The sequence below is a fragment of the Leifsonia xyli genome (assembly GCA_001647635.1).
Classification (GTDB): Bacteria; Actinomycetota; Actinomycetes; order Actinomycetales; family Microbacteriaceae; genus Leifsonia; species Leifsonia xyli_A.
Genome location: CP014761.1, coordinates 3121850 through 3144799 on the forward strand (window position 1 = coordinate 3121850; position 22950 = coordinate 3144799).

20 protein-coding genes are annotated in these 22950 nt (G+C 70.8%); 13 read left to right on the top strand and 7 right to left on the bottom strand.

What is annotated here, in order from left to right; genetic code table 11:
- Window positions 1-12: 12 nt before the first annotated feature.
- Both A0130_15335 and A0130_15340 read right to left on the bottom strand, forming a co-directional pair.
- Entirely contained in the window at window positions 13-1722 is a 1710-nt protein-coding gene (locus A0130_15335; GenBank protein ANF32848.1) for a phosphomannomutase, read from the bottom strand.
- Window positions 1719-2552: a purine-nucleoside phosphorylase gene (locus tag A0130_15340; GenBank protein ID ANF32849.1), complete on the bottom strand. Its 834-nt coding sequence runs from the start codon at window positions 2550-2552 to the stop codon at window positions 1719-1721. Before A0130_15340 ends, A0130_15335 begins: the two co-directional genes overlap by 4 nt.
- Before the next feature lie 84 nt (window positions 2553-2636).
- Here A0130_15340 and A0130_15345 point away from each other — a divergent pair, with 84 nt between their 5' ends.
- From A0130_15345 to A0130_15355, 3 genes are all read left to right on the top strand, one after another.
- Window positions 2637-4073: a flavoprotein disulfide reductase gene (locus tag A0130_15345; GenBank protein ANF32850.1), complete on the top strand. Its 1437-nt coding sequence runs from the start codon at window positions 2637-2639 to the stop codon at window positions 4071-4073.
- A gap of 15 nt (window positions 4074-4088) precedes the next feature.
- A complete protein-coding gene (locus A0130_15350) occupies window positions 4089-5891 on the top strand; it encodes a hypothetical protein (GenBank protein ANF32851.1) in 1803 nt (600 codons plus the stop codon).
- Between the two features lie 682 nt (window positions 5892-6573).
- Window positions 6574-7044 carry a hypothetical protein gene (locus A0130_15355; GenBank protein ID ANF32852.1) on the top strand — a complete coding sequence of 157 codons (471 nt, stop codon included), beginning with the start codon at window positions 6574-6576 and terminating at the stop codon, window positions 7042-7044.
- Between the two features lie 117 nt (window positions 7045-7161).
- Here A0130_15355 and A0130_15360 read toward each other — a convergent pair whose 3' ends face one another.
- A complete protein-coding gene (locus A0130_15360; GenBank protein ANF32853.1) occupies window positions 7162-8934 on the bottom strand; it encodes an acetyl-/propionyl-CoA carboxylase subunit alpha in 1773 nt (590 codons plus the stop codon).
- Between the two features lie 94 nt (window positions 8935-9028).
- Window positions 9029-9673, bottom strand: a complete 645-nt coding sequence (locus A0130_15365; protein ANF32854.1) for a septum formation inhibitor Maf — start codon at window positions 9671-9673, stop codon at window positions 9029-9031.
- An 18-nt stretch (window positions 9674-9691) separates the two neighbouring features.
- Between A0130_15365 and A0130_15370 the strand changes: the two genes are divergently transcribed.
- From A0130_15370 to A0130_15385, 4 genes are read left to right on the top strand one after another with little or no spacing between them, the layout of a single operon-like run.
- Window positions 9692-11065, top strand: a complete 1374-nt coding sequence (locus tag A0130_15370) for a 23S rRNA methyltransferase (protein ANF32855.1) — start codon at window positions 9692-9694, stop codon at window positions 11063-11065.
- A 44-nt stretch (window positions 11066-11109) separates the two neighbouring features.
- A complete protein-coding gene (locus A0130_15375; GenBank protein ID ANF32856.1) occupies window positions 11110-11769 on the top strand; it encodes a LuxR family transcriptional regulator in 660 nt (219 codons plus the stop codon).
- Window positions 11756-13066, top strand: coding sequence for a two-component system sensor protein (locus tag A0130_15380; GenBank protein ID ANF32857.1), 1311 nt, complete (start codon window positions 11756-11758; stop codon window positions 13064-13066). Before A0130_15375 ends, A0130_15380 begins: the two co-directional genes overlap by 14 nt.
- A complete protein-coding gene (locus tag A0130_15385) occupies window positions 13063-14091 on the top strand; it encodes a hypothetical protein (GenBank protein ANF32858.1) in 1029 nt (342 codons plus the stop codon). The genes A0130_15380 and A0130_15385 overlap by 4 nt, the downstream gene beginning before the upstream one ends.
- 366 nt (window positions 14092-14457) lie before the next feature.
- On the opposite strand, the gene A0130_15390 is transcribed toward A0130_15385, so the two are convergent.
- The gene (locus A0130_15390) at window positions 14458-14715 is read right to left on the bottom strand and encodes a hypothetical protein (protein ANF32859.1); all 258 of its coding nucleotides are present in this window, start codon (window positions 14713-14715) and stop codon (window positions 14458-14460) included.
- The gene (locus A0130_15395) at window positions 14712-16358 is read right to left on the bottom strand and encodes a methylmalonyl-CoA carboxyltransferase (protein ANF32860.1); all 1647 of its coding nucleotides are present in this window, start codon (window positions 16356-16358) and stop codon (window positions 14712-14714) included. The genes A0130_15390 and A0130_15395 overlap by 4 nt, the downstream gene beginning before the upstream one ends.
- Before the next feature lie 70 nt (window positions 16359-16428).
- Here A0130_15395 and A0130_15400 point away from each other — a divergent pair, with 70 nt between their 5' ends.
- Together A0130_15400 and A0130_15405 are read left to right on the top strand one after the other, a co-directional pair.
- A complete protein-coding gene (locus A0130_15400; GenBank protein ID ANF32861.1) occupies window positions 16429-17190 on the top strand; it encodes a biotin--[acetyl-CoA-carboxylase] ligase in 762 nt (253 codons plus the stop codon).
- Window positions 17191-17253: 63 nt separating this feature from the next.
- A complete protein-coding gene (locus A0130_15405) occupies window positions 17254-17754 on the top strand; it encodes a hypothetical protein (GenBank protein ID ANF33484.1) in 501 nt (166 codons plus the stop codon).
- Here A0130_15405 and A0130_15410 read toward each other — a convergent pair.
- On the bottom strand, window positions 17716-18306 hold the full coding sequence (locus tag A0130_15410; GenBank protein ANF32862.1) for a hypothetical protein: 591 nt from the start codon (window positions 18304-18306) through the stop codon (window positions 17716-17718). The genes A0130_15405 and A0130_15410 overlap by 39 nt on opposite strands.
- Window positions 18307-18424: 118 nt before the next feature.
- Between A0130_15410 and A0130_15415 the strand changes: the two genes are divergently transcribed.
- The 4 genes from A0130_15415 (at window position 18425) to A0130_15430 (ending at window position 22828) form a co-directional block, all read left to right on the top strand.
- Window positions 18425-19564, top strand: a complete 1140-nt coding sequence (locus A0130_15415; GenBank protein ID ANF32863.1) for a 5-(carboxyamino)imidazole ribonucleotide synthase — start codon at window positions 18425-18427, stop codon at window positions 19562-19564.
- Between the two features lie 57 nt (window positions 19565-19621).
- Complete coding sequence (locus tag A0130_15420) at window positions 19622-20125, top strand: N5-carboxyaminoimidazole ribonucleotide mutase (protein ID ANF32864.1); 504 nt, start codon at window positions 19622-19624, stop codon at window positions 20123-20125.
- 10 nt (window positions 20126-20135) lie between these two features.
- Window positions 20136-21497: a transcriptional regulator gene (locus A0130_15425; GenBank protein ANF32865.1), complete on the top strand. Its 1362-nt coding sequence runs from the start codon at window positions 20136-20138 to the stop codon at window positions 21495-21497.
- Between the two features lie 134 nt (window positions 21498-21631).
- Window positions 21632-22828, top strand: coding sequence for a hypothetical protein (locus A0130_15430; protein ID ANF33485.1), 1197 nt, complete (start codon window positions 21632-21634; stop codon window positions 22826-22828).
- Window positions 22829-22950 lie beyond the last annotated feature (122 nt).

A 22950-nucleotide genomic window follows, 5' to 3' on the forward strand; every position in this document is an offset into this window, starting at 1 on the left:
CGTGGCCGAACCTCAGGCGGTCAGCAGTCGCATCGCCTCGGCGAGGGCGGCCACGCGGGAGGTCGCGGTCGCGCGGCGCTCCTCCAGGCTGCCCTCGTCGCTCGAGGCGTCGATGTAGATCTTGAGCTTCGGCTCGGTGCCGCTCGGGCGGACCATGACGCGGGAGCCGTCCTCGAGCAGGATGCGCAGCACGTCGCTCGGCGGAAGGCCGCCGAAGCCGTCCTTCAGGTCGTCGATCTGCGCGACCTTCACCTCGCCGAGGTGGCTCGGCGGGGTGGACCGCAGCGCCGCCATGATCTCGCCGATGCGCGACAGGTCCGTGACGCGCAGCGAGACCTGGTCGCTGGCGAAGAACCCGAAGCGCTCGGCGAAGGCGTCCAGGCGCTGGGCCACGCTGATCCCCTCGGCGGCCAGGCCGTTCGCCAGGTCGAGGAACGCGACGGCGGCCGAGATGCCGTCCTTGTCGCGCACCGTCTCGGGGTTCACGAGGTAGCCGAGGGCCTCCTCGTAGCCGTAGATGAGACCCGGTGCCCGCGAGACCCACTTGAAGCCGGTCAGCGTGTCCGCGAAGTCCAGCTTGTAGGCGCGAGCGACGGCGGCGAGGGCGGGGGAGGAGACGATCGAGCAGGCCAGCGTGCCGATCGGCCCGCGGTCGTCCGCCCGCGCCTCGGCGAGCTCGGCGGCGCGCCAGCCGAGCAGCGCGCCCACCTCGTTGCCGGAGAGCCGGCGATAGCCGTCCGTGCTCGACGGGTCGGGGATGGCGACGGCGAGCCGGTCGGCGTCGGGGTCGTTGGCGATCACCAGGTCGGCGCCGGATTCCCGCGCGGCGGCGAAGGACAGATCCATCGCGCCGGGCTCCTCCGGGTTCGGGAACGCGACCGTGGGGAACGCGGGGTCGGGATCGATCTGTGCGGTCACCGGGGTGGGCTCGGCGAAGCCCGCGCGGGCGAAGACCTCGCGTGCTGTGCGCCATCCGACGCCGTGCATGGCGGTGTACACGAACGACACGGCGTCCCGCGGAGTCTCCGTGGCCGCGACGGCGACGGTGGCGTCGATGTACGCCTGCTCCACGTCGTCGGACGCGACCTCGTACCGGTCGGAGCGCGGGAGGTCTGCCACGCTGCCCTGCGCGACGTCGAGGATATGCGCGGCGATCTCCGCATCCACCGGGGACACGATCTGCGAGCCGTGGTCCTCGCCGCCCAGGTAGACCTTGTACCCGTTGTCGTTCGGCGGGTTGTGGCTGGCGGTCACCATGACGCCCGCGCTCGCGTCCAGGTGCCGGACGGCGAAGGCCAGCACCGGGGTCGGCAGGAGGCGGGGGAGCAGGATCGCGTGCACGCCGACGCCCGCCATCAGCTCTGCCGTGTCGCGGGCGAAGACGTCGGAGTTCTTGCGGCCGTCGTAGCCGATCACGACCGACGGCGTGCCGCCCTCAGCGTGCTCGAGGAGCCAGCGGGCGAACCCGGCGGCGGCCTGGGCCACCAGCACGCGGTTCATCCGGTTGGGGCCGGCGGCGATCGCGCCGCGCAGTCCGGCGGTGCCGAAGGCGAGACGCTCGTCGAACCGCGAGTGGAGGTCGGCGATGGCCTCGGCGGAGCCCGCCTCCGCGGCGACGATCAGCGACTCGAGCTCTTCGCGGGTCTCCGGGTCGGGGTCCTGCGCCAGCCAGGCGCGGGCGTCGGCGAGCAGCTGCGGGGTGTCCTTCGTCGTGTCGGTCACAGCGCCTCCACGATCTGGGCGAGCAGGGCGCTGATCACCGGCTCGGCGGCGCGGCCGGCCTCGATGACCTCCTGGTGGCTCAGCGGGGTCTTCTGGATGCCCGCGGCGAGGTTGGTGACGAGCGACATGCCCAGGATCTCCATCCCGGCCTGACGCGCCGCGATCGCCTCGAGGGCGGTCGACATGCCGACGATGTGGCCGCCGATCGCCTTCGCCATCTGGACCTCGGCCGGCGTCTCGTAGTGCGGGCCGCGGAACTGCGTGTACACGCCCTCGTCGAGCGACGGTTCGATGGTGCGCGCGAGGTCGCGGAGGCGCTGCGAGTAGAGGTCCGTGAGGTCGATGAAGGTCGCGCCCTCCAAGGGGGAGTCGGCCGTCAGGTTGATGTGGTCGCTGATGAGCACCGGCGTGCCGGGCTTCCAGTGGTCCTTGATCCCGCCGGCGCCGTTGGTGAGGACCATCGTGGTCGCTCCGGCTGCGGCCGCGGTGCGCACGCTGTGGACGACACGGCGGACGCCGTGGTTCTCGTAGTAATGGGTGCGCGCGCCGATGACCAGAGCGTGCTTGCCGTTGGCCAGGCGGACGGAACGCAGGGTGCCGACGTGGCCCTCCAGGGCGGGCTTGCTGAAACCGACGATCTCGGTGGCCGGGACGGTCGCCACGGTTTCGCCGATCAGGTCCGCTGCCTTGCCCCATCCGCTCCCCAAAGTGAGGGCGATGTCGTGGCGCTGCACACCGGTCTTCTCAGCCAGCTGCGAGGCGGCTTCGCGCGCGATCTCGAACGGGTCGGCGGCGGGGTCGTCGAGGGGGTTCGTGAAGGAATCCGACATGCCCCAACTCTACTGAGCCGCCGGTTGTCCACAGCGGCCGTCCGGGATGCGCATCGGTGCATCCCATACGGAAGAATGGTCGGCATGTCGTATGAATTCGAGCGCAAGCAGCGGCTCGCCGTGCTCGGCGGAGGTCCCGGCGGGTACGAGGCGGCGCTCGCGGGCGCCCAGCTGGGAGCCGACGTGACCATCGTGGAGCGCTCCGGGGTGGGCGGCTCCGCCGTCATCACCGACGTCGTGCCCTCGAAGAGCCTCATCGCGACGGCCGAGGCCACCAACTCCATCGGCGAGGCGACCGACCTCGGCGTGCAGTTCTTCTCGCGCGGCGAGACCGGCAAGCCGGTGCGGCCCGAGATCGCCGTCAACCTGGCGGCGGTCAACAAGCGGCTGGTGGGCCTCGCGCGACAGCAGTCGGAGGACATGCGGGCCGAGCTGGTGCGCTCCGGCGTCCGCATCGTGACCGGTGAGGGGCGCCTCGACGGCGCCGGCGCCGTGATCGTGTCCACCGGCAGGGGCGACTCGGGCACCGACTTCGATCGCATCGAGGCCGACACCATCGTCGTCGCCGTGGGCGCGACGCCGCGCATCCTGCCGTCGGCGGTGCCGGATGGGGAGCGCATCCTCACCTGGACCCAGCTCTACGACCTGCAGACCGTGCCGTCGCACCTGATCGTGGTCGGGTCCGGTGTGACCGGCGCCGAGTTCGCGTCCGCGTACAACGCCCTGGGCTCCAAGGTGACGCTCATCTCGTCGCGCGACCAGGTCCTCCCTGGCGAGGACGCCGATGCCGCGGCCGTGATCGAGAACGTGTTCCGCCGCAACGGCATGCAGGTGCTGTCGAAGTCGCGGGCGGAGTCGGTGGTCCGCACCGAGGACGGCGTGGTCGCCACACTGACCGACGGCCGCACGATCGAGGGCTCGCACTGCCTCATGGCGGTCGGCTCCGTGCCGAACACCGCCGGCATCGGGCTGGAGGAGGCGGGGGTGCAGGTGACGCCGTCGGGCCACATCCGTGTCAACCGGGTCGCGCGCACCTCCATCCCCAACATCTACGCCGCAGGCGACTGCTCCGACTCGCTGCCGCTCGCGTCCGTCGCGTCGATGCAGGGCCGCACCGCCGTCTTCCACGCGATGGGCGACGCCGTGAACCCGATCGAGCTCCGCAACGTCAGTTCCAACATCTTCACCCAGCCCGAGATCGCCACGGTCGGCTGGAGCCAGAAGCAGATCGAGGAGGGCATCGCGCAGGGCGACATCTACAAGCTGCCGCTCAAGTCCAACCCGCGCGCCAAGATGCTCGGCATCCGCGACGGCTTCGTGAAGCTCTTCGCGCGCACCGGGTCGGGCACCGTCATCGGCGGCGTGATCGTGGCGCCGCGGGCGTCCGAGCTGATCTTCCCGCTCGCGCTCGCTGTGGAGCAGCGGCTCACCGTCGACCAGGTCGCCCGCGCCTTCACGGTCTACCCGTCGCTGTCGGGGTCGATCACCGACGCGGCCCGCGCCATGCACATCGTGCTCTGACGGAAGGCACCGGGGATGGAGACCGCGCTCGTCATCGGCGTCCTCGCCGTCCTGACGATCGCGGCCGCCACCACCATCGGGCCGAAGTTCGGGGTGGCCTCGCCGCTCATCCTCGTGGTGGTCGGAATCCTCGTGAGCCTGCTGCCGTTCGTCCCGGCTCTGGTGATCCAGCCGGAGTGGGTGATCGCGGGGGTGCTGCCGCCGCTGCTCTACTCGGCGTCGGTGTCGATGCCGGCGATGACCTTCCGGCGGGAGTTCGGCGCGATCGGCGGCCTATCTGTCATCCTGGTCATCGTCAGTTCGGTGGTGCTGGGGCTGTTCTTCGCCTGGATCATCCCCGGGCTGGGCCTCGGCTGGGGCGTCGCGCTCGGGGCGATCGTGAGTCCGACGGACGCCGTGGCCACCGGCATCGTCAAGCGCGCGGGCGTCTCGCCCCGGGTGGTCGCGATCCTGGAAGGCGAGAGTCTGCTGAACGACGCGACCGCGCTGGTGCTGTTGCGGGCCGCGGTCGCGGCGGCGGGCGTGGCGACCTTCACGGTCGGCGCGGTGACACTCTCGTTCGTTTATTCGGTCGTGATCGCCGTTGCGTTCGGCGGCCTCGTGGGCTGGCTCAACCTGCTCGTGCGCGCCCGGGTCAAGGACGCGACGGTCAACACGGTGATCTCGTTCACCGTGCCGTTCCTCGCGTCCATCCCGGCCGAAGCGCTCGGGGCATCGGGGCTCGTGGCGGCGGTGGTTGCGGGACTCGTCACCGGCTTCCGGGCGCCGCGTGTGCTGTCACCCGAGCACCGGCTGTCCGATGCGCAGAACTGGCGGACGGTCGAGCTCATCCTCGAAGGGCTGATCTTCCTCACGATGGGGCTCGAGCTGTTCGGCATCCTGCAGAAGGTGCAGCAGGACCATTCCGGGGTGGCGCCGGCGGTCGGCATCGCGGCGCTCGCCCTGGTTCTCACCATCGTGGTGCGGGCGGCCTTCGTCGCGCCGCTGCTGGCGCTGCTCGCCCGGCGCCACCGCCGCGGTCAGCGCATGCGACCGCGGCTGGAGCAGATGCAGGAGCACCTCTCCGATCCCGAAGCGGTGCAGCGCGGGATCGCCCAGCGGATCGCGCCCGCCGAGACGCCGGCGCTGACGACCGGCGCCGACGAGAACCCACCGGTCGCGGACCTGTCGCCCTTCGCGGTGGCCGATGCTGCACGGACGGTCTCGCCGAAGCAGGCCGAACGGCGGCGGCGACGTCTCGCGCGGCGCGGCGTCCCGACCGCCGAGAACCTCGCGCGGTTCGGCACGCGCGTGCGGCGGCTGATCGCGGACATCGAGTACTTCACCGGCGCACCGCTCGGCTGGCGCGAGGGCGCGATCGTCGTGTGGGCCGGGATGCGCGGAGCCGTGACCGTCGCCGCCGCCCAGTCGCTTCCCGGCGATACTCCGGGCCGCTCCGTACTCGTCCTCATCGCGTTCCTCATCGCTGCGGGGTCGCTCCTGCTGCAGGGCGGAACCCTCGGGCTCGTCCTGCGGCTGGTGAAGCCCGCCGCGGCGGATCCTGCGGCCGAGAAGGAGGAGCGGCGGCGGCTCTTGGAGGTGCTCTACGAAGCGGGCAAGTCCGTCCCTGAGCCGGCCACGCGAGAGCGCACGCCGGAAGCCTTCGCCGAGCACAAGGCCGCCCGCCTCGCCCGCCTGCGCGCCCAGCGCGACGCCCTCCTCGACGCCCGTGACGACGGCACGTTCAGCGCCGACGTCCTCGCGGGCGCGCTCACCAACCTCGACGCCGACGAGATCAGCATCGACCTCAAGGGCGACCCCACCGAGGCCACCGGCTGACGCTCCGCCGCCGCCCCCGCCGCGCGTGTCCCGCCGCCGCCAGAAACGGAGGACATCCGCCTCCCTCAGCTGTCCGTTCTCCTCCCTTTCGCATTACCCGGCGGCGTGTCGGCTCGGCCCTCCTCCCTTTCCCGCGCCCTCTCCGCTCCGCTCGAAATGGAGGACATCGGCGTCCGGCAGCAGCCGGTTCCCTCCCTTTCGCGACATCCGGCGGCGTGTCGGCTAGGCCCTCCTCCCTTATGAACCCGTCCACAGGTCGTAGGTGCGGCGACATCTCCACAGATCTCGGGGTCACCGTGTCGCGAGGCCTGTCGCTCGCGACGATGGATGCATGACCTGGAACGAACGACTCGAGCGCTGGGGAGGCGCAGCCTCAACGCGTCAGCTCCGCAGCGCCGGAGTGACTCAGCGCGAGTTGACAGCGGCGGTCTCGTCCGGGGAGCTGCTGCGGCCACGCAACGGTCGTTACGCGTCCTTGTCGGCGCCGCATCCGATACTCGTCGCCCTTTCCGCAGGTTCGCGTCTCTGCTGCCTGTCGGCGGCGCGAACCTACGGGCTCTGGGGAGGTACGGACGACCGCATCCACCTCGCCGTGCCTCCGAACTTAGGTAGGTCTGGCACTGACGCTCCGCGGATCGTCCGGCATTGGCGGCGGGTCGAGGAGCATCCCGAGATCTGGCGAGTGTCGTTCCACGACTGTCTGCGCACCGTGGTGCGCTGCGCCGATGACGTCACGGCCGTCGCCGTGCTGGACACTGCTCTGACGTCGGGTCGTGTCTCACCATACGGCCTCGACCGCATCTTCGCCGGGGAGCCTCAGTCGTCGCGTCGGCTCGCCCAACAAGCGCGACCCGGTTCGGAATCCGGGGTGGAGTCGATCCTCCGCCAGCTGCTCGAGAGCCGGGGCCATCGGGTCGAGCAGCAACTGCAGGTCTCGGGGGTGGGGCGTGTCGACATGCGGATCGACGGGATGCTTCTCGTCGAGGTCGACGGCTTCGCGTTCCATCGGGACCGGGTGCGTTCGAGCGTGATCGCGCGCGCGATACCGCGCTCGCGCTGCGGGGGATGCGGTGGCTCCGCGTGCCCGCTCGGCAGGTGTTGGACCATTCCGTGGCCGCCGTGGATGCGGTCGAGCGGATGCTGGGCCTGCTGAGAAGGGAGGAAGACAGTGTCCGTGAAGCGAGCTGAAACGCGAAAGGGAGGAGCCCTCGAGCCGGGTGGCTCGGAGACTCCTCCCTTTCGGACGGTGCGCGGCGCGCGCCGGCGCGTGTCAGACGATGTTGAGCAGCAGGTGGCCGGAGGAGACGGTCTCGCCGACCGCGGCGTTGATGCCGGAGACCGTGCCGTCCTTGTGGGCGGTGAGCGGCTGCTCCATCTTCATGGCTTCGAGGACGAGCACGAGGTCACCCTTGACGACCGGGTCGCCGTCCGCGACCGCGACCTTGACGACGGTGGCCTGCATCGGAGCGGTGACCGAGTCGCCGGTCGCCGTCTCGACGCTGTGCGCCGCACCGCGGCGACGCGGCGCCGGAGCGGCCGCGGCGGCTGCGCCGGCGGAACCGCCGCCGGAGAGCAGGCGTGCGGGCAGCGACACCTCGATCCGCTTGCCCTCGACCTCCACCACGACGTTGCTGCGACGCTCGGCGGCAGCCTGGTCGCCCAGCTCGCCCGACCACGGCTCGATGTCGTTGACCCACTCGGTCTCGATCCAGCGGGTGTACACCGAGAACGGCTCGCCGTCCTGCGGGGCGAAAGCCGGATCGCGCACGATGGCGCGGTGGAAGGGGAGGACGGTCGGCAGACCGGCGACCTCGAACTCCTCGAGGGCGCGGCGGGAGCGCTCGAGCGCCTCCTCGCGGCTGGAGCCGGTCACGATGAGCTTCGCGAGCATGGAGTCGAAGGCGCCGCTGATGACGTCGCCCGCCTGGATGCCGCTGTCGACGCGCACGCCGGGGCCGCCGGGGGCCTTGAACACGTGCACGGGGCCCGGGGAGGGGATGAAGTTGCGGCCGGCGTCCTCGCCGTTGATCCGGAACTCGAAGGAGTGTCCGCGCGGAGCCGGGTCGTCGTAGTCCAGCTCGCCGCCCTCGGCGAGGCGGAACTGCTCGCGCACGAGGTCGATGCCGGTGACCTCTTCGGAGACCGGGTGCTCGACCTGAAGACGGGTGTTGACCTCGAGGAACGACACGGTGCCGTCCTTGCCGATCAGGAACTCGCACGTGCCCGCGCCCTGGTAGCCGACCTCCTTGAGGATGGCCTTGGACGACGAGTAGAGCTTCTCCATCTGCTCGGGCGTGAGGAACGGCGCGGGCGCCTCCTCGACGAGCTTCTGGTGGCGGCGCTGCAGCGAGCAGTCGCGCGTGGAGACCACGACCACGTTGCCGTAGGCGTCGGCGAGACACTGGGTCTCGACGTGACGCGGCTGGTCGAGGTACTTCTCGACGAAGCACTCGCCGCGGCCGAACGCCGCGATGGCCTCGCGGGTGGCCGACTCGAAGAGCTCGGGCACCTCTTCGCGGGTGCGGGCGACCTTGAGGCCGCGACCGCCGCCGCCGAAGGCCGCCTTGATGGCGACGGGGAGGCCGTACACGTCGACGAAGTCGAGCACCTCGGACGCGTCGGCGACCGGGTTCAGGGTTCCCGGGGCGAGCGGGGCGCCCACCTTCTCGGCGACATGACGCGCCGAGACCTTGTCACCCAGGCGCTCGATGGCCTCCGGCGACGGGCCGATCCAGGTGAGGCCGGCGGCGATCACGGCGCGGGCGAAATCGGCGTTCTCGGCGAGGAAGCCGTAGCCCGGGTGGACCGCGTCGGCGCCCGAGCGGCGGGCGACCGACAGCAGCTTGTCGATCACCAGGTAGGTGTCGGCGCTGGTGGTCCCGTCGAGGGCGTACGCCTCGTCGGCGAGGCGGACGTGGACGGCGTCGCGATCCTGGTCCGCGTACACCGCGACGGACGCGATACCGCTGTCCTTCGCCGCACGGATGACACGGACGGCGATCTCGCCGCGGTTGGCGATCAAAACCTTGGTGATACGTGGCACAGTTCCCTAGCCTATTGCTCGATATCGAACGACCTTTGGTCGATCCCCACAAAAATGGGACGCCGAAGACTTCAGGAGCCTACAAGATGCGGTGTCAGTGGCCGCGATTCCACAGCGACGTCCACTCGACGCCGAGCTCGCGCACCAGGTCGCGCAGCGTCGAGAGCGAGAGCCCGACGACGGTGCTCGGGTCGCCCTCCACCCGGGTGATGAACGGGCCGCCGAGGCTGTCGACGGTGAACGCGCCGGCTACCTCCAGCGGCTCCCCACTGGCGACGTACGCGTCGATCTCGGCGTCGGTCACGTCGGCGAAGGTGACGGCTGCGGTGGCGACGGCTCCCGCAGCGGCGTTCTCTCGGCCGTCGCGGTGGTCGATGAGCCAGTGGCCGGAGTGCAGCACGCCGGTCCGGCCGCGCTGCCGAAGCCAGCGCTCGCGGGCGATCTCCGGCAGGTGCGGCTTGCCGTGGATGGCGCCGTCGATCGCGAACGCGGAGTCACCGCCGAGGATCAGGCCGTCGAGGGGCTCGCCGTCGAGGGTGCCGCGCACCGCCTCCGCCTTCAGGCGCGCCAGCAGCTGCACCATCGCGTCCGCGTTCAACGGTCCGTGCTCGGCTTCGGCCGCGGCGACGGCGGCCGGCTCGTCGACATGCGATGGGACGACCACCGGCTCGATGCCCGCTGCCCGCAGCAGGGCGAGCCGGGCCGGGGAGGTGGAGGCGAGGTAGAGGCGCATGGTCACCTATGGAATGCTCGAAGGATGCCCCAGAACGATGAGGGAGACCTCGCGCAGCACGAGGTCGAGCTCGACATTACCAACGTCGCCCACGGCGGCGTGTTCGTCGCCCGGCACGAAGGACGCGTGGTCTTCGTCCCCGACACGATGCCGGGGGAGCGGGTGCGCGTGCGCATCGGCGACACCCGGCACGAGAGCTTCTGGCGCGGCGAGGTGGTGGAGGTGCTGAAGGCCGCGCCCGAGCGGCAGCCGCACGTGTGGGCGGCCGCGGCGATCGAGCGTCCGCCGGCGCAGCGCGCGGGCGGCGCGGAGTTCGGCCACATCCGTCTGGAGCACCAGCGCGAGTTGAAGCGCCGCGTGATCGAGGATGCGCTCACCCGTACTGCGAAGCTGTCGCCCGAGGCCGTCGCCATGGCCGGCGTGGGCGGCGGCCGCGTCACCGTCGAGCCGGTCGCCGGCGAGACGGACGACGGCACGGGATGGCGCACCCGCGTCCGCCTCCAGGTCGACCGCACGGGCCGTCTCGGTCCGTTCGCGCCGCGCTCGCACACGGTCATCCCGGTGGACGACCTCCCGCTCGCGACCGCGCTCGTGCAGGAGGCGACGCCGTTCGGGCAGCTCTTTCCCGGCGCGGAGTCGGTGGATGTCGTCGCGACGGGGCTCGGCACCTCCCACGTCCTCGTCAACGACGCGCCGGAGCGTCCGAGCGGAAACCGCAACGCGGCGGGGAACCGCGCCGGCCGCGGCCGCAACCGTGCCGGGGCGCGGCCGCAGCGTCCGCGCTCCCGGCCTCAGCCGGTCCCCATCCGCGAGAGGGTCGGCGATCGCGAGTTCCGGCTCGACGCCCGCGGCTTCTGGCAGGTCCACCGCGCCGCCGCGCAGACTCTCACCGAGGCCGTGCAGTCCGCCGTCGACGAAGCGCTGTTCGACCCGCGTGCCGCCAACCTCGACCTGTACGGCGGCGTCGGGCTGCTCGCCGCCGCGCTCGGGGACAGGTTCGGCTCGACCCTGCGGATCACCTCCGTCGAGAGCAGCGAAGCGGCCACCGACGACGCGGCGGAGAACCTCGCCGACTGGGTCGGCGCCTCGGCGATCACGGACCGGGTGGAGCGGTACATCACCCGCGTCGCCGCGGACGCGTCCGCCGCGGAGCGCGCACGGCTGCGGGCGGCGACCGTCGTGCTCGACCCGCCGCGCTCCGGCGCCGGCCGCGAGGTCGTCGACGCGATCTCGTCGCTGACCCCGGCGCAGGTCGTCTACGTCGCCTGCGACCCGGTCGCACTGGCGCGCGACCTCGCGTTCTTCGCCCGGCACGGCTATGAGCTGCGCGGGATGCGTGCGTTCGACCTGTTCCCCAACACGCACCACGTCGAGGCGGTCGCCACGCTGACGCGCTGACGGTGGAACACGACCGAATGCATTCACCCCCTACGATGGTCAGCATGGTGCGGGTGGCAATCGTCGACGATCACGAGTCCGTGCGCCTGGGGCTGAAGGCGGCCTGCCAGGACGCGGGGTACGACGTCGTCGTGACCGCTCCCACGGTGGACGACTTCGTGTCCCAGCTCGGCTCGCAGGAGTGCGACGTCGTCGTGCTGGACCTGTCGCTCGGCGACGGCTCGAAGGTCACCGACAACGTCAAGCGCGCGCAGGCGACCGGCGCGGCCGTGCTCGTGCACAGCATCGCGGACCGGGTGGCGAGCGTCCGGGAGGCGCTGGCCGCCGGCGCCGCGGGCGTCATCCCCAAGTCCTCCCCGACCACCACCGTGATCAGTGCGATCGCCACGGTCGCGCGCGGCGATGTGCTCAACAACCTGGAGTGGGCCACCGCGATCGACGCCGACAGCGACTTCGCGAAGGCCCAGCTCGGGCGCCGCGAGCGCGACGTGCTCCACCTCTACGCGTCCGGACTGCCCCTGAAGGCCGTGGCGGCGCAGCTCGGCATCGCGAACTCCACGGCTCGCGAGTACCTCGACCGCATCCGCGTCAAGTACGTCGAGGTCGGCCGGCCGGCGCCCACCAAGGTGGACCTCCTCCGCAGGGCGGTGGAGGACGGCATCCTCCCCGGGCTCGACCCGGAGACGGGCAATGAGCGTTCCTAGCGGGGTTCGCCCCGGCCTGCCGTTGGAGTCGGCCAAACCCCGCAACCCGCTGAGCCGCGCGCGCATCGAGCGCATCGCGGACCGGACGGTCTCCGCCTTCGGCCTCGTGTTCGGCCTGCAGACGCTGCCGACCGCTCTCGGCCAGCTGCACGACCTGCGGGAGCCGTGGGGGGCCGCGTGGATGATCGCCGTCTTCGGCGGCCTCGCACTCACCGTGATCCTCGCCGTCGTCCAGCGCGGTGTGAAGATCGCGATGGCCGTGCTCGCCGTCGTCTACCTCGCCGCCATCGTCACCTGGCCGCTCATCGCGGGCGACCCGGCCGCCTTCCAGACCGACAAGCCGTGGGTCTGGTTCCTGTGCTCCGTCTTCACCGCGTTCGCCGCGGTCGCATATCCGCTGTGGCTCGCCATCGCGTACACGTTCCTGGCCCCGATCGCGTACGGCGTCGTCCGCGCGCTCCCGGCGGGCGGCGGAGTCGGCTTCGAGCTGGCCGCCCTGGACACCATCTACGCGATCATCCTCGGCGGCGTCATCCTCGCCATCATCGCGATGATGCGGCAGGCGTCGAGCGCCGTCGACACCGCGCAGAGCCAGGCTCTCGCACGCTATGCCAATGCGGTCCGCCAGCACGCGACCGAGGTTGAGCGCGTCCAGGTGGATGCGATCGTCCACGACAGCGTGCTCACCACCCTGCTCTCGGCCGCCTCGGCGCGGACCCCCGAGCAGAAGGAGCTCGCCGCCGCGATGGCGGCGGACGCCATCGGGCACCTGCACGCCGCCGAGGCGGCGACCCCCGAGGACCAGTCGGCTGTCGGCCTCGATCGGCTCACCGAACGCCTGGTGACCGCCGCGAACGCCTTCTCCTCCCCGTTCGACGTCGAGGTGTACGACGTGGAGGTCCACACGCTGCCGGTCAACGTCGCCGAGGCGGTCTACTCGGCCACGGTCCAGGCCATGGTGAACAGCATGCAGCACGCCGGCGGCCCGGAGGTGCACCGGAGCGTCTCGATCCGCGGCGGAGGACCGGCGGCGACCGTGGAGGTCGTCGTGCGCGACGACGGCCGCGGTTTCACCGAGTCCGAGGTTCCCGCGGAGCGGCTGGGGCTGCGGATCAGCATCCGGGACCGGCTCGCCAAGGTCGGCGGCCGCGCGAGCATCGAGTCCGAGCCGGGCGTCGGGACGACGGTGACCATCCTCTGGCCGTCGGCCGACCAGAGCGCGCTGGGCGGCACCTCCGCGGCGACGGCGCTGCACGACCCGCTGGCTCCGGCCACGGCGGCGGAGGCGGCCGAGTGATCACCCTCAACCGCGTCCTCTTCCTCAGCCTCGGTGCCCTCTTCTCGGCGTACCACCTCTTCCTCGCGCTCTCGTCGCTGTCGACGCCGGCGGCGCCCGGGCCGGCCGTCGTGGCCATGGTGCTGTACGGGATCGCCACCATCCTCAGCCTGTGGCCCACGAGTCCGACCAAGATGCCGCTCTGGCTGGCCGCGTTCGACCTGGCCGTGAGCATCGTCGCGACCATCCTCGTGACCAGCCAGCTCGATCCGGCGAAGGACAACGGCTACGCCACCTGGTACGTCGCCGCGGTCGGCACCCTGATGACCATCTGCGCGGTCCGCCGCCAGCAGGTCGTCGCCTGGGTCGGTGTCGGGTTCCTCGCGGTGCAGACGGTGGTCTGGGCCGGTCCTGGCGCGCTCGCCGGACTGGGCGTGATCGGCTCGGTCGTCTGGGTCGGCGTCGCGGTGGTCATCTCGGGCTCGCTGGCGAAGGCCGGCCGGGACGCGCTGCAGTTCGCCCGCGCCGAGCGCGAGGCGACGGAGTGGCAGGCGGCTCAGGAGGCGCACGTCATGGAGCGACAGCTGCGCCTGCGGCAGACCTATCGCGTCGCAGCGCCGATGCTCGCCGAGATCGTCCGCCGGGGAGGAGACCTCACGGAGGCCGAACGGCGAGAGTGCCGCTACCTGGAGGGGGCCATCCGCGACGAGATCCGCGGACGCCGGCTCCTCAACGACGACGTCCGCCGCGAGGTCATGGACGCGCGACGCCGGGGCGTGGTCGTCAGCCTGCTCGACGAGGGCGGCATCGACGACCTCGACCAGCGCGGGCTCGAGACGGTGCTGCGGAGACTGGCCGAGGCCATCCGCGGGACGACCACCGACAAGCTCATCGTGCGCACGGTTCCCCGCTCGTCGAAGACAGCCGTGACAGTCGTCGGCCTGCGCATGTCGGACGACGGCGCCGCGAACGCACTCGGGGCGGAGTCGGAGGACGACGAGGTCGACCTGTGGCTCGAGATCCCGCGTCCCGTCGGCACCCTCTGAGGACCGGGTCGTCGCGACCTCTCGTCACGAATCGGGGCGCGCTCCCGTCTTTAACAGGAGAAAGGGGCCGACACCCGAATTGTCGGCCCCTTTTCAAACCCCGAGTCAGGGCGACAACCCGAATATCGCCCTGACTCGCCCCCAAAGCACTCGCCCGCTTACCCTAGTCGGCGAGTGATTGGCGGTGTGACTCACGAGGAGAGACACCTAGCAATATCTATAGTGGTGCGGCTCCCAGTAAATACATAGTCGTCATTTTGGAGGACACCTGGGGGACACCACACGACCCCCGTTCAGGGTGCACCCGCGACATGACGCCCGACCCGCTTTCGGGGGACAGACCAGTCGGGGTACAAACGCCCGATCTCAGCCCGAGAACGATCGCCATGCGCCTGTTCCGGGGCGCAGTTCGCCGCGCAGGGCGCGCTGGGTCCGAGCCCAGGCGTCCGGCCCCTGCTCGGCCTGCGCCTCCTTGGCGGCCGCCGCCTGCTCGGCCGCCGCGGCAGCGAGCACCGCGGTCACCGCGGCGACCTCCTCCGGCGTCACGCCGCGCGTGAGGAACCGCAGCTGGGAGGGGTCGAGCGGCGAGTCCGCGCTCGCCGCCGCTGCGTGCGCGCCGCTCACAGCGGGATGTTCCCGTGCTTCTTCGGCGGCAGCGAAGCGCGCTTGGTGCGCAGCGCACGCAGTGCCTTGATCACCGAAACGCGCGTCGCGGCCGGCTCGATGACGCCGTCGAGCTCGCCGCGCTCGGCGGCCAGGAACGGGCTGGCCACGTTGTAAGTGTACTCGTTGGCGAGCTTCGTCCGCACGGCCGCGACATCCTCGCCGGCCTCCTCCGCACGTTTGATCTCACCCCGATACAGGATGTTGACCGCACCCTGACCGCCCATGACGGCGATCTCGGCGGTCGGCCAGGCGAGGTTGATGTCGGCGCCGAGCTGCTTGGAGCCCATGACGATGTAGGCGCCGCCGTAGGCCTTGCGGGTGATGATCGTGACGAGGGGCACGGTCGCCTCGGCGTACGCGTACAGCAGCTTCGCACCGCGGCGGATGACGCCCGTCCACTCCTGGTCCGTGCCGGGCAGGTAGCCGGGGACGTCGACGAGGGTCAGGATCGGGATGCCGAACGCGTCGCAGAAGCGCACGAACCGCGACGCCTTCTCACCCGCGTCGATGTTCAGCGTCCCGGCCATGGAGCTCGGCTGGTTGGCGACGATGCCGACGGAGCGTCCCTCCACCCGGGCGAAGCCGATGACGATGTTCGGCGCGAACAGCGGCTGCACCTCGAGGAACTCGCCGTCGTCCACGATGCCCTCGATGATCGTCTTGACGTCGTACGGCTGATTCGGCGAGTCCGGGATGACCGTGTTGAGACGCCGGTCGGCGTCCGTGATCTCGAGCTCCGGCTCGGACTGGAAGGTGGGCAGCTCCGCCAGGTTGTTCTGCGGCAGGTAGCTGAGCAGGGTGCGCGCGTAGTCGAGGGCGTCCTCCTCGTCGCTCGCCAGGTAGTGGGAGACGCCGGAGACCTTGTTGTGGGTCAGAGCGCCGCCGAGCTCCTCGAAGCCGACGTCCTCGCCGGTGACGGTCTTGATGACGTCCGGGCCGGTGACGAACATGTGGCTCGACTTGTCGACCATGATCACGAAGTCGGTGAGCGCGGGAGAGTACACCGCGCCGCCGGCCGCCGGGCCCATGACGATCGAGATCTGCGGGATGACGCCGGAGGCGGCGGTGTTGCGGCGGAAGATCTCGCCGTACTTGCCGAGCGCGACCACGCCCTCCTGGATGCGCGCGCCGCCGGAGTCGAGGATGCCGATCATGGGCACGCCGGTCTTGAGCGCGTGGTCCATGACCTTGATGATCTTCTCGCCGGCCACCTCGCCGAGCGAGCCGCCGAAGATGGTGAAGTCCTGGCTGAACACGGCGACATTGCGGCCGTGGATGGTGCCGACGCCGGTGACGACGGCATCGCCGTAGGGGCGCTTGGCCTCCATGCCGAAGGCGTGGGTGCGGTGGCGGACGAACTCGTCCAGCTCGACGAAGGACCCCTGGTCGAGCAGCAGGTCGATCCGCTCGCGGGCGGTCAGCTTGCCTTTGGCGTGCTGCTTCTCGATGGCGGCCTGCCCGCTCGCGGTCACGGCCTCGTGGAACCGTTCCTTCAGGTCGGCGAGCTTGCCGGCGGTGGTGGTCAGGTCGGGGAGCTGGTCGGTCTGACGGTCTTCGGTGTCGGTCACGCCGTTCACTCTACCGGCCAGTGGAACGGGCATGCCGTTGACGAAATCCTACAAATCCGCCCGTCCGCTCTGGGGAACGGAGCCAGTGCGACAGACTGGGCGCGTGGAGTTCCGACGCAGCCGTGCCATCGTCCCCGTGCTCGAGGTCCTGCCCGAGGCGGGATCGACCAACGACGTCCTGCGCGAGCGCGCGGGCGACCTGCCCGATCTCGCGGTGCTGGTCACCGACAACCAGACCGGCGGCCGCGGTCGGCTCGGCCGCGAGTGGGTCACCCCTCCCGGCACGGCGCTCGCCATCTCGGTCCTGCTCAAGCCCGTCGGGCTGCCCTCTGCGGCATACGGCTGGTTCCCGCTTCTCGCCGGCCTCGCCATGAGCCGGGCGCTCGGACCGCTCGTGCCGGGCGGCGTGCAGGTGAAGTGGCCCAATGACGTCCTCATCGAGGGCGACAAGGTGTGCGGGATCCTGGCCGAGCTGCTTCCCGACCTGTCCGGGCTGATCATCGGCGCAGGCGTCAACCTGGCGCAGACGCGCGAGCAGCTCCCGACGGAGACGTCCACCTCCCTCGCCCTCGCCGGGGCCGACGGCGTGGACGCGGATGCCGTGCTCTCGGCGTATCTCATCCAGCTGAGCACGGTCTACCGCGAGTTCCTCGCGGCCGGGGGCGATCCGATCCGCAGCGCCCTGCGGGACGAGGTCGTCGAGGCGTGCCACACCGTCGGCCGGTCGGTGCGCGTCCAGCTGCCCTCGGGAGACGACCTGCTCGGGACCGCGGCGGGCATCGACGAGGACGGCCGGCTCATCGTGGAGTCGGATGCGGGCCGCACCGCGGTGGCGGCGGGCGACGTGACGCACCTGCGGTATTAATGGAGCATGAGCAGCACCCCGGACGGGACCTTCGCGCAGCCCGCCCAGCCGCCCGAGCGCGTCATCGCCCGGCTGCGGACCAACGCTCGCCGGCTGTTCTGGCCGAGCCTGGCGCTGATCGCCGCCGCGGGTGCTGTGGGGTTCTTCGCCGGCCGGCTCGACGAGGTCTGGGAGATCGTGCTGCTCTGGTCGGCCGCCGCCGCGGTCGTGCTGCTCCTCTTCCTGCTGCCGCTCGCCGCGTGGCTCAGCCGCCGGTACACGATCACGACGCGACGGCTCATCATCCGGCACGGATTCTTCATCCGGGTGCGTCAGGAGCTGCTGCACAGTCGCGGCTACGACGTGAGCGTGCGGCGCACCTGGCTGCAGAGCGCCTTCCGTTCGGGTGACGTGCTGATCAACTCCGGGCTCGACCACCCGGTCGTCCTCAAGGACGTGCCGAAGGCCGACCAGGTCCAGCGGGCGCTGTCCGAGCTGATGGACCACTCGCAGACGGTCGTCGCCGTCCGCCGTCAGCAGTCGGAGTCAGTCACCGATGAGACCACGGTCTGGGGCAGCCGCTAGCGTCGAACCGGTGATCGGCGGCTTCTCGCGCGCCGCCCGCGGAGTGACGTGCGCACCCGACGACAGGGCACCGCGTGCGGCGGCGCGACGGTCGCGTGCGGCGGCCCGCTCGGGCGAGAACACCCACCAGCGGTAGAACGCGAAGCGGAAGACCGTGCCGAGAGCGAGGCCCACCACGTTGTTGGCGATGTTGTCGGCCAGCAGGCTCTGGAAGCCCAGCAGGTAGTGGGAGACCCACACGCAGAGCAGGGGGATGGCCATCCCGGCCAGGCTCACGATGAAGAACTCGATGCCCTCGCGGGTCGCGTCGGAGTTGCGGTTGCCCGCGAACGCCCAGTAGCGGTTGCCGAGCCAGTTGGCGGCGATGGCGACGAGGGTGGCGATGGCGGTCGCGTACAGCGTCTTGTGCGGCACGTTGACCAGCACGAAGAGCATGAGGACGTTGAAGACGACCAGATTGACGACGAAGCCGACAGCACCGACGGCGCCGAACTTGATCAGCTGCGGCAGCAGTCGCGCCTTGTGCGCTGAGGTGCGGGTCTCGGTCGTCATGCCCCTGCCTGAGATGCGGGAAGATGGTCAGTGCGTTCTTCACGGTACGCGGACGAGGTTTCGCGTTCCTGTGAATCACCCCAACCGGCATGAAAAGTATCAGAGAGGCGGGCAGTCCATGGCTAGTCAGATCGTCGGAGTGATCGGCGGAGGCCAGTTGGCCCGGATGATGATCCCTCCCGCGATCGAGCTGGGCATCGAGATCCGGGTGCTCGAGGAGGCCGAGGGGATGAGCGCCGATATCGCCGCCACCGGCGTGGGCGACTACCGCGACCTCGACACCGTGCTCGCCTTCGCTGAGACCGTCGACGTCGTCACGTTCGATCACGAGCACGTCCCGCAGCCGATCCTGAACGAGCTGATCGCGCGGGGCGTCCCGGTGCACCCCGGACCGGATGCCCTCCTCTACGCGCAGGACAAGCTGCAGATGCGGGCCAAGCTGAGCGAGTTGGGGCTGCCGGTCCCGGACTGGGCGGCCGTCGAATCGGCCGACGAGCTGGGGGCGTTCCTGGCGGACCACGGCGGTCGCGCGGTCGTGAAGACGGCGCGCGGCGGCTACGACGGCAAGGGCGTCCGGGTGGTGTCCGAGGCCATCGGCGCCGACGACTGGTTCGCCGCGCTCGCCGAGGACGGCCGCGGCGGCGCGCTCCTGGTGGAGGAGCTGGTGCCCTTCCGCCGCGAGCTCGCGCAGCTCGTCGCACGGCGGCCCTCCGGCGAGATCGCCGCGTGGCCGGTCGTCGAGACGGTCCAGCGCGACGGCGTCTGCGCCGAGGTGCTCGCGCCGGCCCCGGGATCGGCGGGCCGGGTGGCCGAGGTCGCCGCCGACATCGCGCACCGCGTCGCGGAGGGTCTCGGCGTGACGGGAGTCCTCGCCGTGGAGCTGTTCGAGACGACCGACGGCCGGGTCCTCGTCAACGAGCTCGCGATGCGCCCGCACAACAGCGGCCACTGGTCCATCGAAGGCGCCGTCACCAGCCAGTTCGAGCAGCACCTGCGTGCGGTGCTCGACCTGCCGCTCGGCTCCACGGAGCCGCGTGCCGACTGGTCGGTCATGGTCAACATCCTGGGCGGCCCGGCCGAGGGCACGCTGCAGGACCGCTACCCGGCCGCGCTCGCCGCGCATCCCGAGGCCAAGTTCCACGGCTACGGAAAGGCGCCGCGCCCCGGACGCAAGGTCGGGCACGTGACCGTCGGCGGCGAAGACCTGGACGACGTCGTGTACCGCGCCCGCGCCGCCGCGGCGTTCTTCGAGGGGTAGGCGCCCGCCCCGCGTGGCAACCGGCCGGGATGGGGACACGCCTTTAAAGTGTCAGCCATGCCGTCCTCCGCTTCGCCGCTCATCTCCGTCGTGATGGGGTCCGACTCCGACTGGTCCGTCATGCAGGAGGCGTCGCGCGTGCTCACCGAGTTCGGCGTCGCTCACGAGGTCGAGGTCGTCTCGGCGCACCGCACGCCGGAGAAGATGATCGCGTTCGGCAAGGAGGCCGCGGGCCGCGGCGTCAAGGCGATCATCGCCGGAGCCGGGGGAGCGGCGCACCTGCCCGGCATGCTCGCCGCCGTCACCACGCTCCCCGTCATCGGCGTGCCGGTGCCGCTCGCGCGCCTCGACGGGCTCGACTCCCTGCTGTCCATCGTGCAGATGCCTGCCGGCGTCCCGGTCGCGACCGTCTCCATCGGCGGCGCTCGGAACGCCGGACTGCTCGCCGTCAAGATCCTCGCCACCTCCGACGACGCGCTCGCCGAGGCGCTCGCGCGGTTCGCCGCCGACCTCGAGGTCAGCGTCGAAGAGAAGAACCGGGCGCTTCAGGCGCAGCTGTGAGCAGGACCGCATGACCACGATCGCGACCCCGCTGCGCCATCCGGACGCGTCGTCCCCGCACACCATGACCCGTCGCGGCTGGTGGCTGGTGCTGATGAACATCCTGCTGCCCGGGTCTGCGCAGCTCGTCGCCGGCAACCGGCGGCTCGGGCGGATCGGCGTGCTCTCGACGCTCGCCCTCTGGCTGCTCGCCATCGTTTTGCTCGTGCTGTACCTGGCGGCGCCGTCCACGGTCTACATGCTGTTCACGCAGTCCGCGAGCCTGACCGTGCTGCAGATCGCGCTCATCCTCTACGCCGTGCTGTGGGTCGTGCTCACGCTCGACACGCTGCGGCTGGTCCGGCTGGTGCGCACCGCGAAGAACTCCCGCGGGTGGATCGCCGCCTTCGCGATCCTCGTCCTCGTCGGCGTGACCGGCACGGCCGGCTACGCGTCGGTCGTCGCCGGCTCGGCGCGCGGCGCCCTCGGCGACATCTTCTCGGCGGGGCCGTCGCAGCCGCCCGTCGACGGCCGCTACAACATCATGCTGCTCGGCGGCGATGCCGGTCCCGATCGCGACGGACTGCGGCCGGACAGCATGTCGATCGTCAGCATCGACGCGAACACCGGCCAGGCGGTCACCATCGGCCTGCCACGCGACCTCGACCCGGTGCCGTTCCAGAAGGACTCCCCGCTCCACAAGCTGTACCCCGACGGCTACGGCTACGAGGACCGCTGCGACGTCGACGTCTGCCAGCTCAACTCCATCTACACCGAGGTCGAGCTGTACAAGCCCGAGCTGTACCCGAACGCCACGAAGAACAAGAGCGAGCCGGGTATCGAGGCGATGCGGGACGCGCTCGAGGGAGCGACTGGGCTGAAGATCCAGTACTACGTGCTCATCGACATGCAGGGCTTCGCGGACCTGGTGGACGCGCTCGGCGGCGTCGACATCACCGTCACCCAGCGCATCCCGATCGGCGGCGACGAGAACCTGAACGGCGTCGTCGAGTGGATCGAGCCGGGTCAGCGCCACCTCGACGGCTATCACGCCCAGTGGTACGCCCGGGCGCGGCACGGCACGAGCGACTACGACCGCATGGCGCGCCAGCGGCAGCTCCAGGATGCGATCCTCAAGCAGGTCAACCCGGTGAACGTCGTGTCGAAGTTCCAGGACATCGCCAAGGCGGGCTCGCAGGTGATGAAGACGGACATCCCCCAGTCGATGCTCGGCTACTTCGTCGATCTGGGCATGAAGACGCGGAAGCTGCCGATCTCCCAGCTGGAGCTCGTGCCGCCGACGATCGACCCGACGAACCCGGATTACACGCAGATCCACCAGCTCGTCCGGCAGGCGTTGCATCCCACAACGGCCAAACCGACAGGCAAGTAGGAGACCCCGCCGCGTCCAGGTGGCCCCTTAATAGGTCACAGGACCTGTCCAGCGCAACCCCGTATCTTCGACCGCTTATGACGGGTACAGGTGGAATCGTGGGAGAGAAGACGGGACAGGTGAACGGCGGACGGCTGGCCGCGCTCGACGGACTGCGCGGGATCGCCGCTCTGGTCGTCCTGCTGCACCACGCCATGTACACGAACCCCGACTTCCCGGGGGCACCCGGCGGCGGAACCGCACCGACCGGCTCCGCGATGTGGTGGATCAGTTATACGCCGCTGAAGCTGTTCACCGCCGGCGTGGAGTCGGTCATCGTGTTCTTCGTCCTCTCCGGACTGGTGGTCACGCTCCCGGTCATTCGCAAGCGCGGCTTCGACTGGGTGGCCTACTTCCCCCGACGCGCGGTGCGCCTGCTGGTGCCCGTGATGGCGTCCGTCCTGCTCGCCGCCGTCTGGGTCATGGCGATCCCGCAGAAGACGACGCAGCCCGACGGCACCTGGCTCAGCAACTCCTCCACGCCCAACTTCGGCTGGGAGTACATCGTCAAGGCCTGGGACCTCCTCGGCGGCGACGGTCAGATCAACAACCCGCTCTGGTCGCTGCGCTGGGAGCTGGTGTTCTCCCTGGCGCTCCCGATCTTCGCCGTCCTCGCGCTCGCCGTGCGCAAGTGGTGGATCGGCGGCCTGGCCGCTGCCTGCGCGCTCACCTATCTGGGCGTGCACGCCGGCTCGGGCGAGCTGCAGTACCTGCCGGCGTTCTTCGTCGGAGCGGTCATCGCCGTCCGGCTCGATGCCGTCCGCAACGTCGCCGAGCGGATCAACACGCACTGGTACCGCCACCCGCTCTGGGCGGGACTGACCACCGGCAGCCTCCTGCTGCTGATCGCGCCGTGGCTGGTCGGTCCGAACGTCGGGGAGATCCCGGAGCTCGAGCCCGTCCTGAAAGGCATGGTCCCGCTCGCGGCGGCCGGCCTGGTCGTCGCCGCGCTCGGCTGGAAGCCGCTGCGCGCGCTGCTGGAGACCCGTCCGGTGCAATTCTCGGGCACGATCTCGTTCAGCCTGTACCTGGTGCACGTCCCGATCCTCATCTTCAGCACCTACCTGTTCGCCGACGCTGCGTGGTTCGTGGGCCCGTTCCTGTTCGGCATCCCGGTGGCGGTGCTGGTCGCGGTCGGCTTCACGTGGCTGATCGAGAAGCGCAGCCACGGCTGGTCGAAGGCCGCCGGCGCGTGGGCGTCGAAGCGTTACGCCACCTGGTTCGGGCGCGAGGAGGCGTCCTCGGCGGAGTCGCGGACGGACGCCGAGTCGGCGGCGCCGTCGCGCCGCTAGCGCTTTCGCTCAGCGCCGCGCATATATACCCCCAAACCCATCTATACCCTGGCGAATCGCGTAGCGAAGGCCGCCCTGGGCCGGTCCTCAAGTGTGAGGGCATGTCGCCTCGCTCATCCGCT

Excerpts from the sequence above, each read along its gene's own strand:
- A0130_15410 (ANF32862.1), bottom strand. The coding sequence starts at position 18,306 with ATGACGACCGAGACCCGCACCTCAGCGCACAAGGCGCGACTGCTGCCG.
- A0130_15375 (ANF32856.1), top strand. The coding sequence starts at position 11,110 with ATGGTGCGGGTGGCAATCGTCGACGATCACGAGTCCGTGCGCCTGGGG.
- A0130_15425 (ANF32865.1), top strand. The coding sequence starts at position 20,136 with ATGACCACGATCGCGACCCCGCTGCGCCATCCGGACGCGTCGTCCCCG.
- A0130_15340 (ANF32849.1), bottom strand. The coding sequence starts at position 2,552 with ATGTCGGATTCCTTCACGAACCCCCTCGACGACCCCGCCGCCGACCCG.
- A0130_15415 (ANF32863.1), top strand. The coding sequence starts at position 18,425 with ATGGCTAGTCAGATCGTCGGAGTGATCGGCGGAGGCCAGTTGGCCCGG.
- A0130_15380 (ANF32857.1), top strand. The coding sequence starts at position 11,756 with ATGAGCGTTCCTAGCGGGGTTCGCCCCGGCCTGCCGTTGGAGTCGGCC.
- A0130_15345 (ANF32850.1), top strand. The coding sequence starts at position 2,637 with ATGTCGTATGAATTCGAGCGCAAGCAGCGGCTCGCCGTGCTCGGCGGA.
- A0130_15350 (ANF32851.1), top strand. The coding sequence starts at position 4,089 with ATGGAGACCGCGCTCGTCATCGGCGTCCTCGCCGTCCTGACGATCGCG.
- A0130_15420 (ANF32864.1), top strand. The coding sequence starts at position 19,622 with ATGCCGTCCTCCGCTTCGCCGCTCATCTCCGTCGTGATGGGGTCCGAC.
- A0130_15370 (ANF32855.1), top strand. The coding sequence starts at position 9,692 with ATGCCCCAGAACGATGAGGGAGACCTCGCGCAGCACGAGGTCGAGCTC.
- A0130_15395 (ANF32860.1), bottom strand. The coding sequence starts at position 16,358 with ATGCCCGTTCCACTGGCCGGTAGAGTGAACGGCGTGACCGACACCGAA.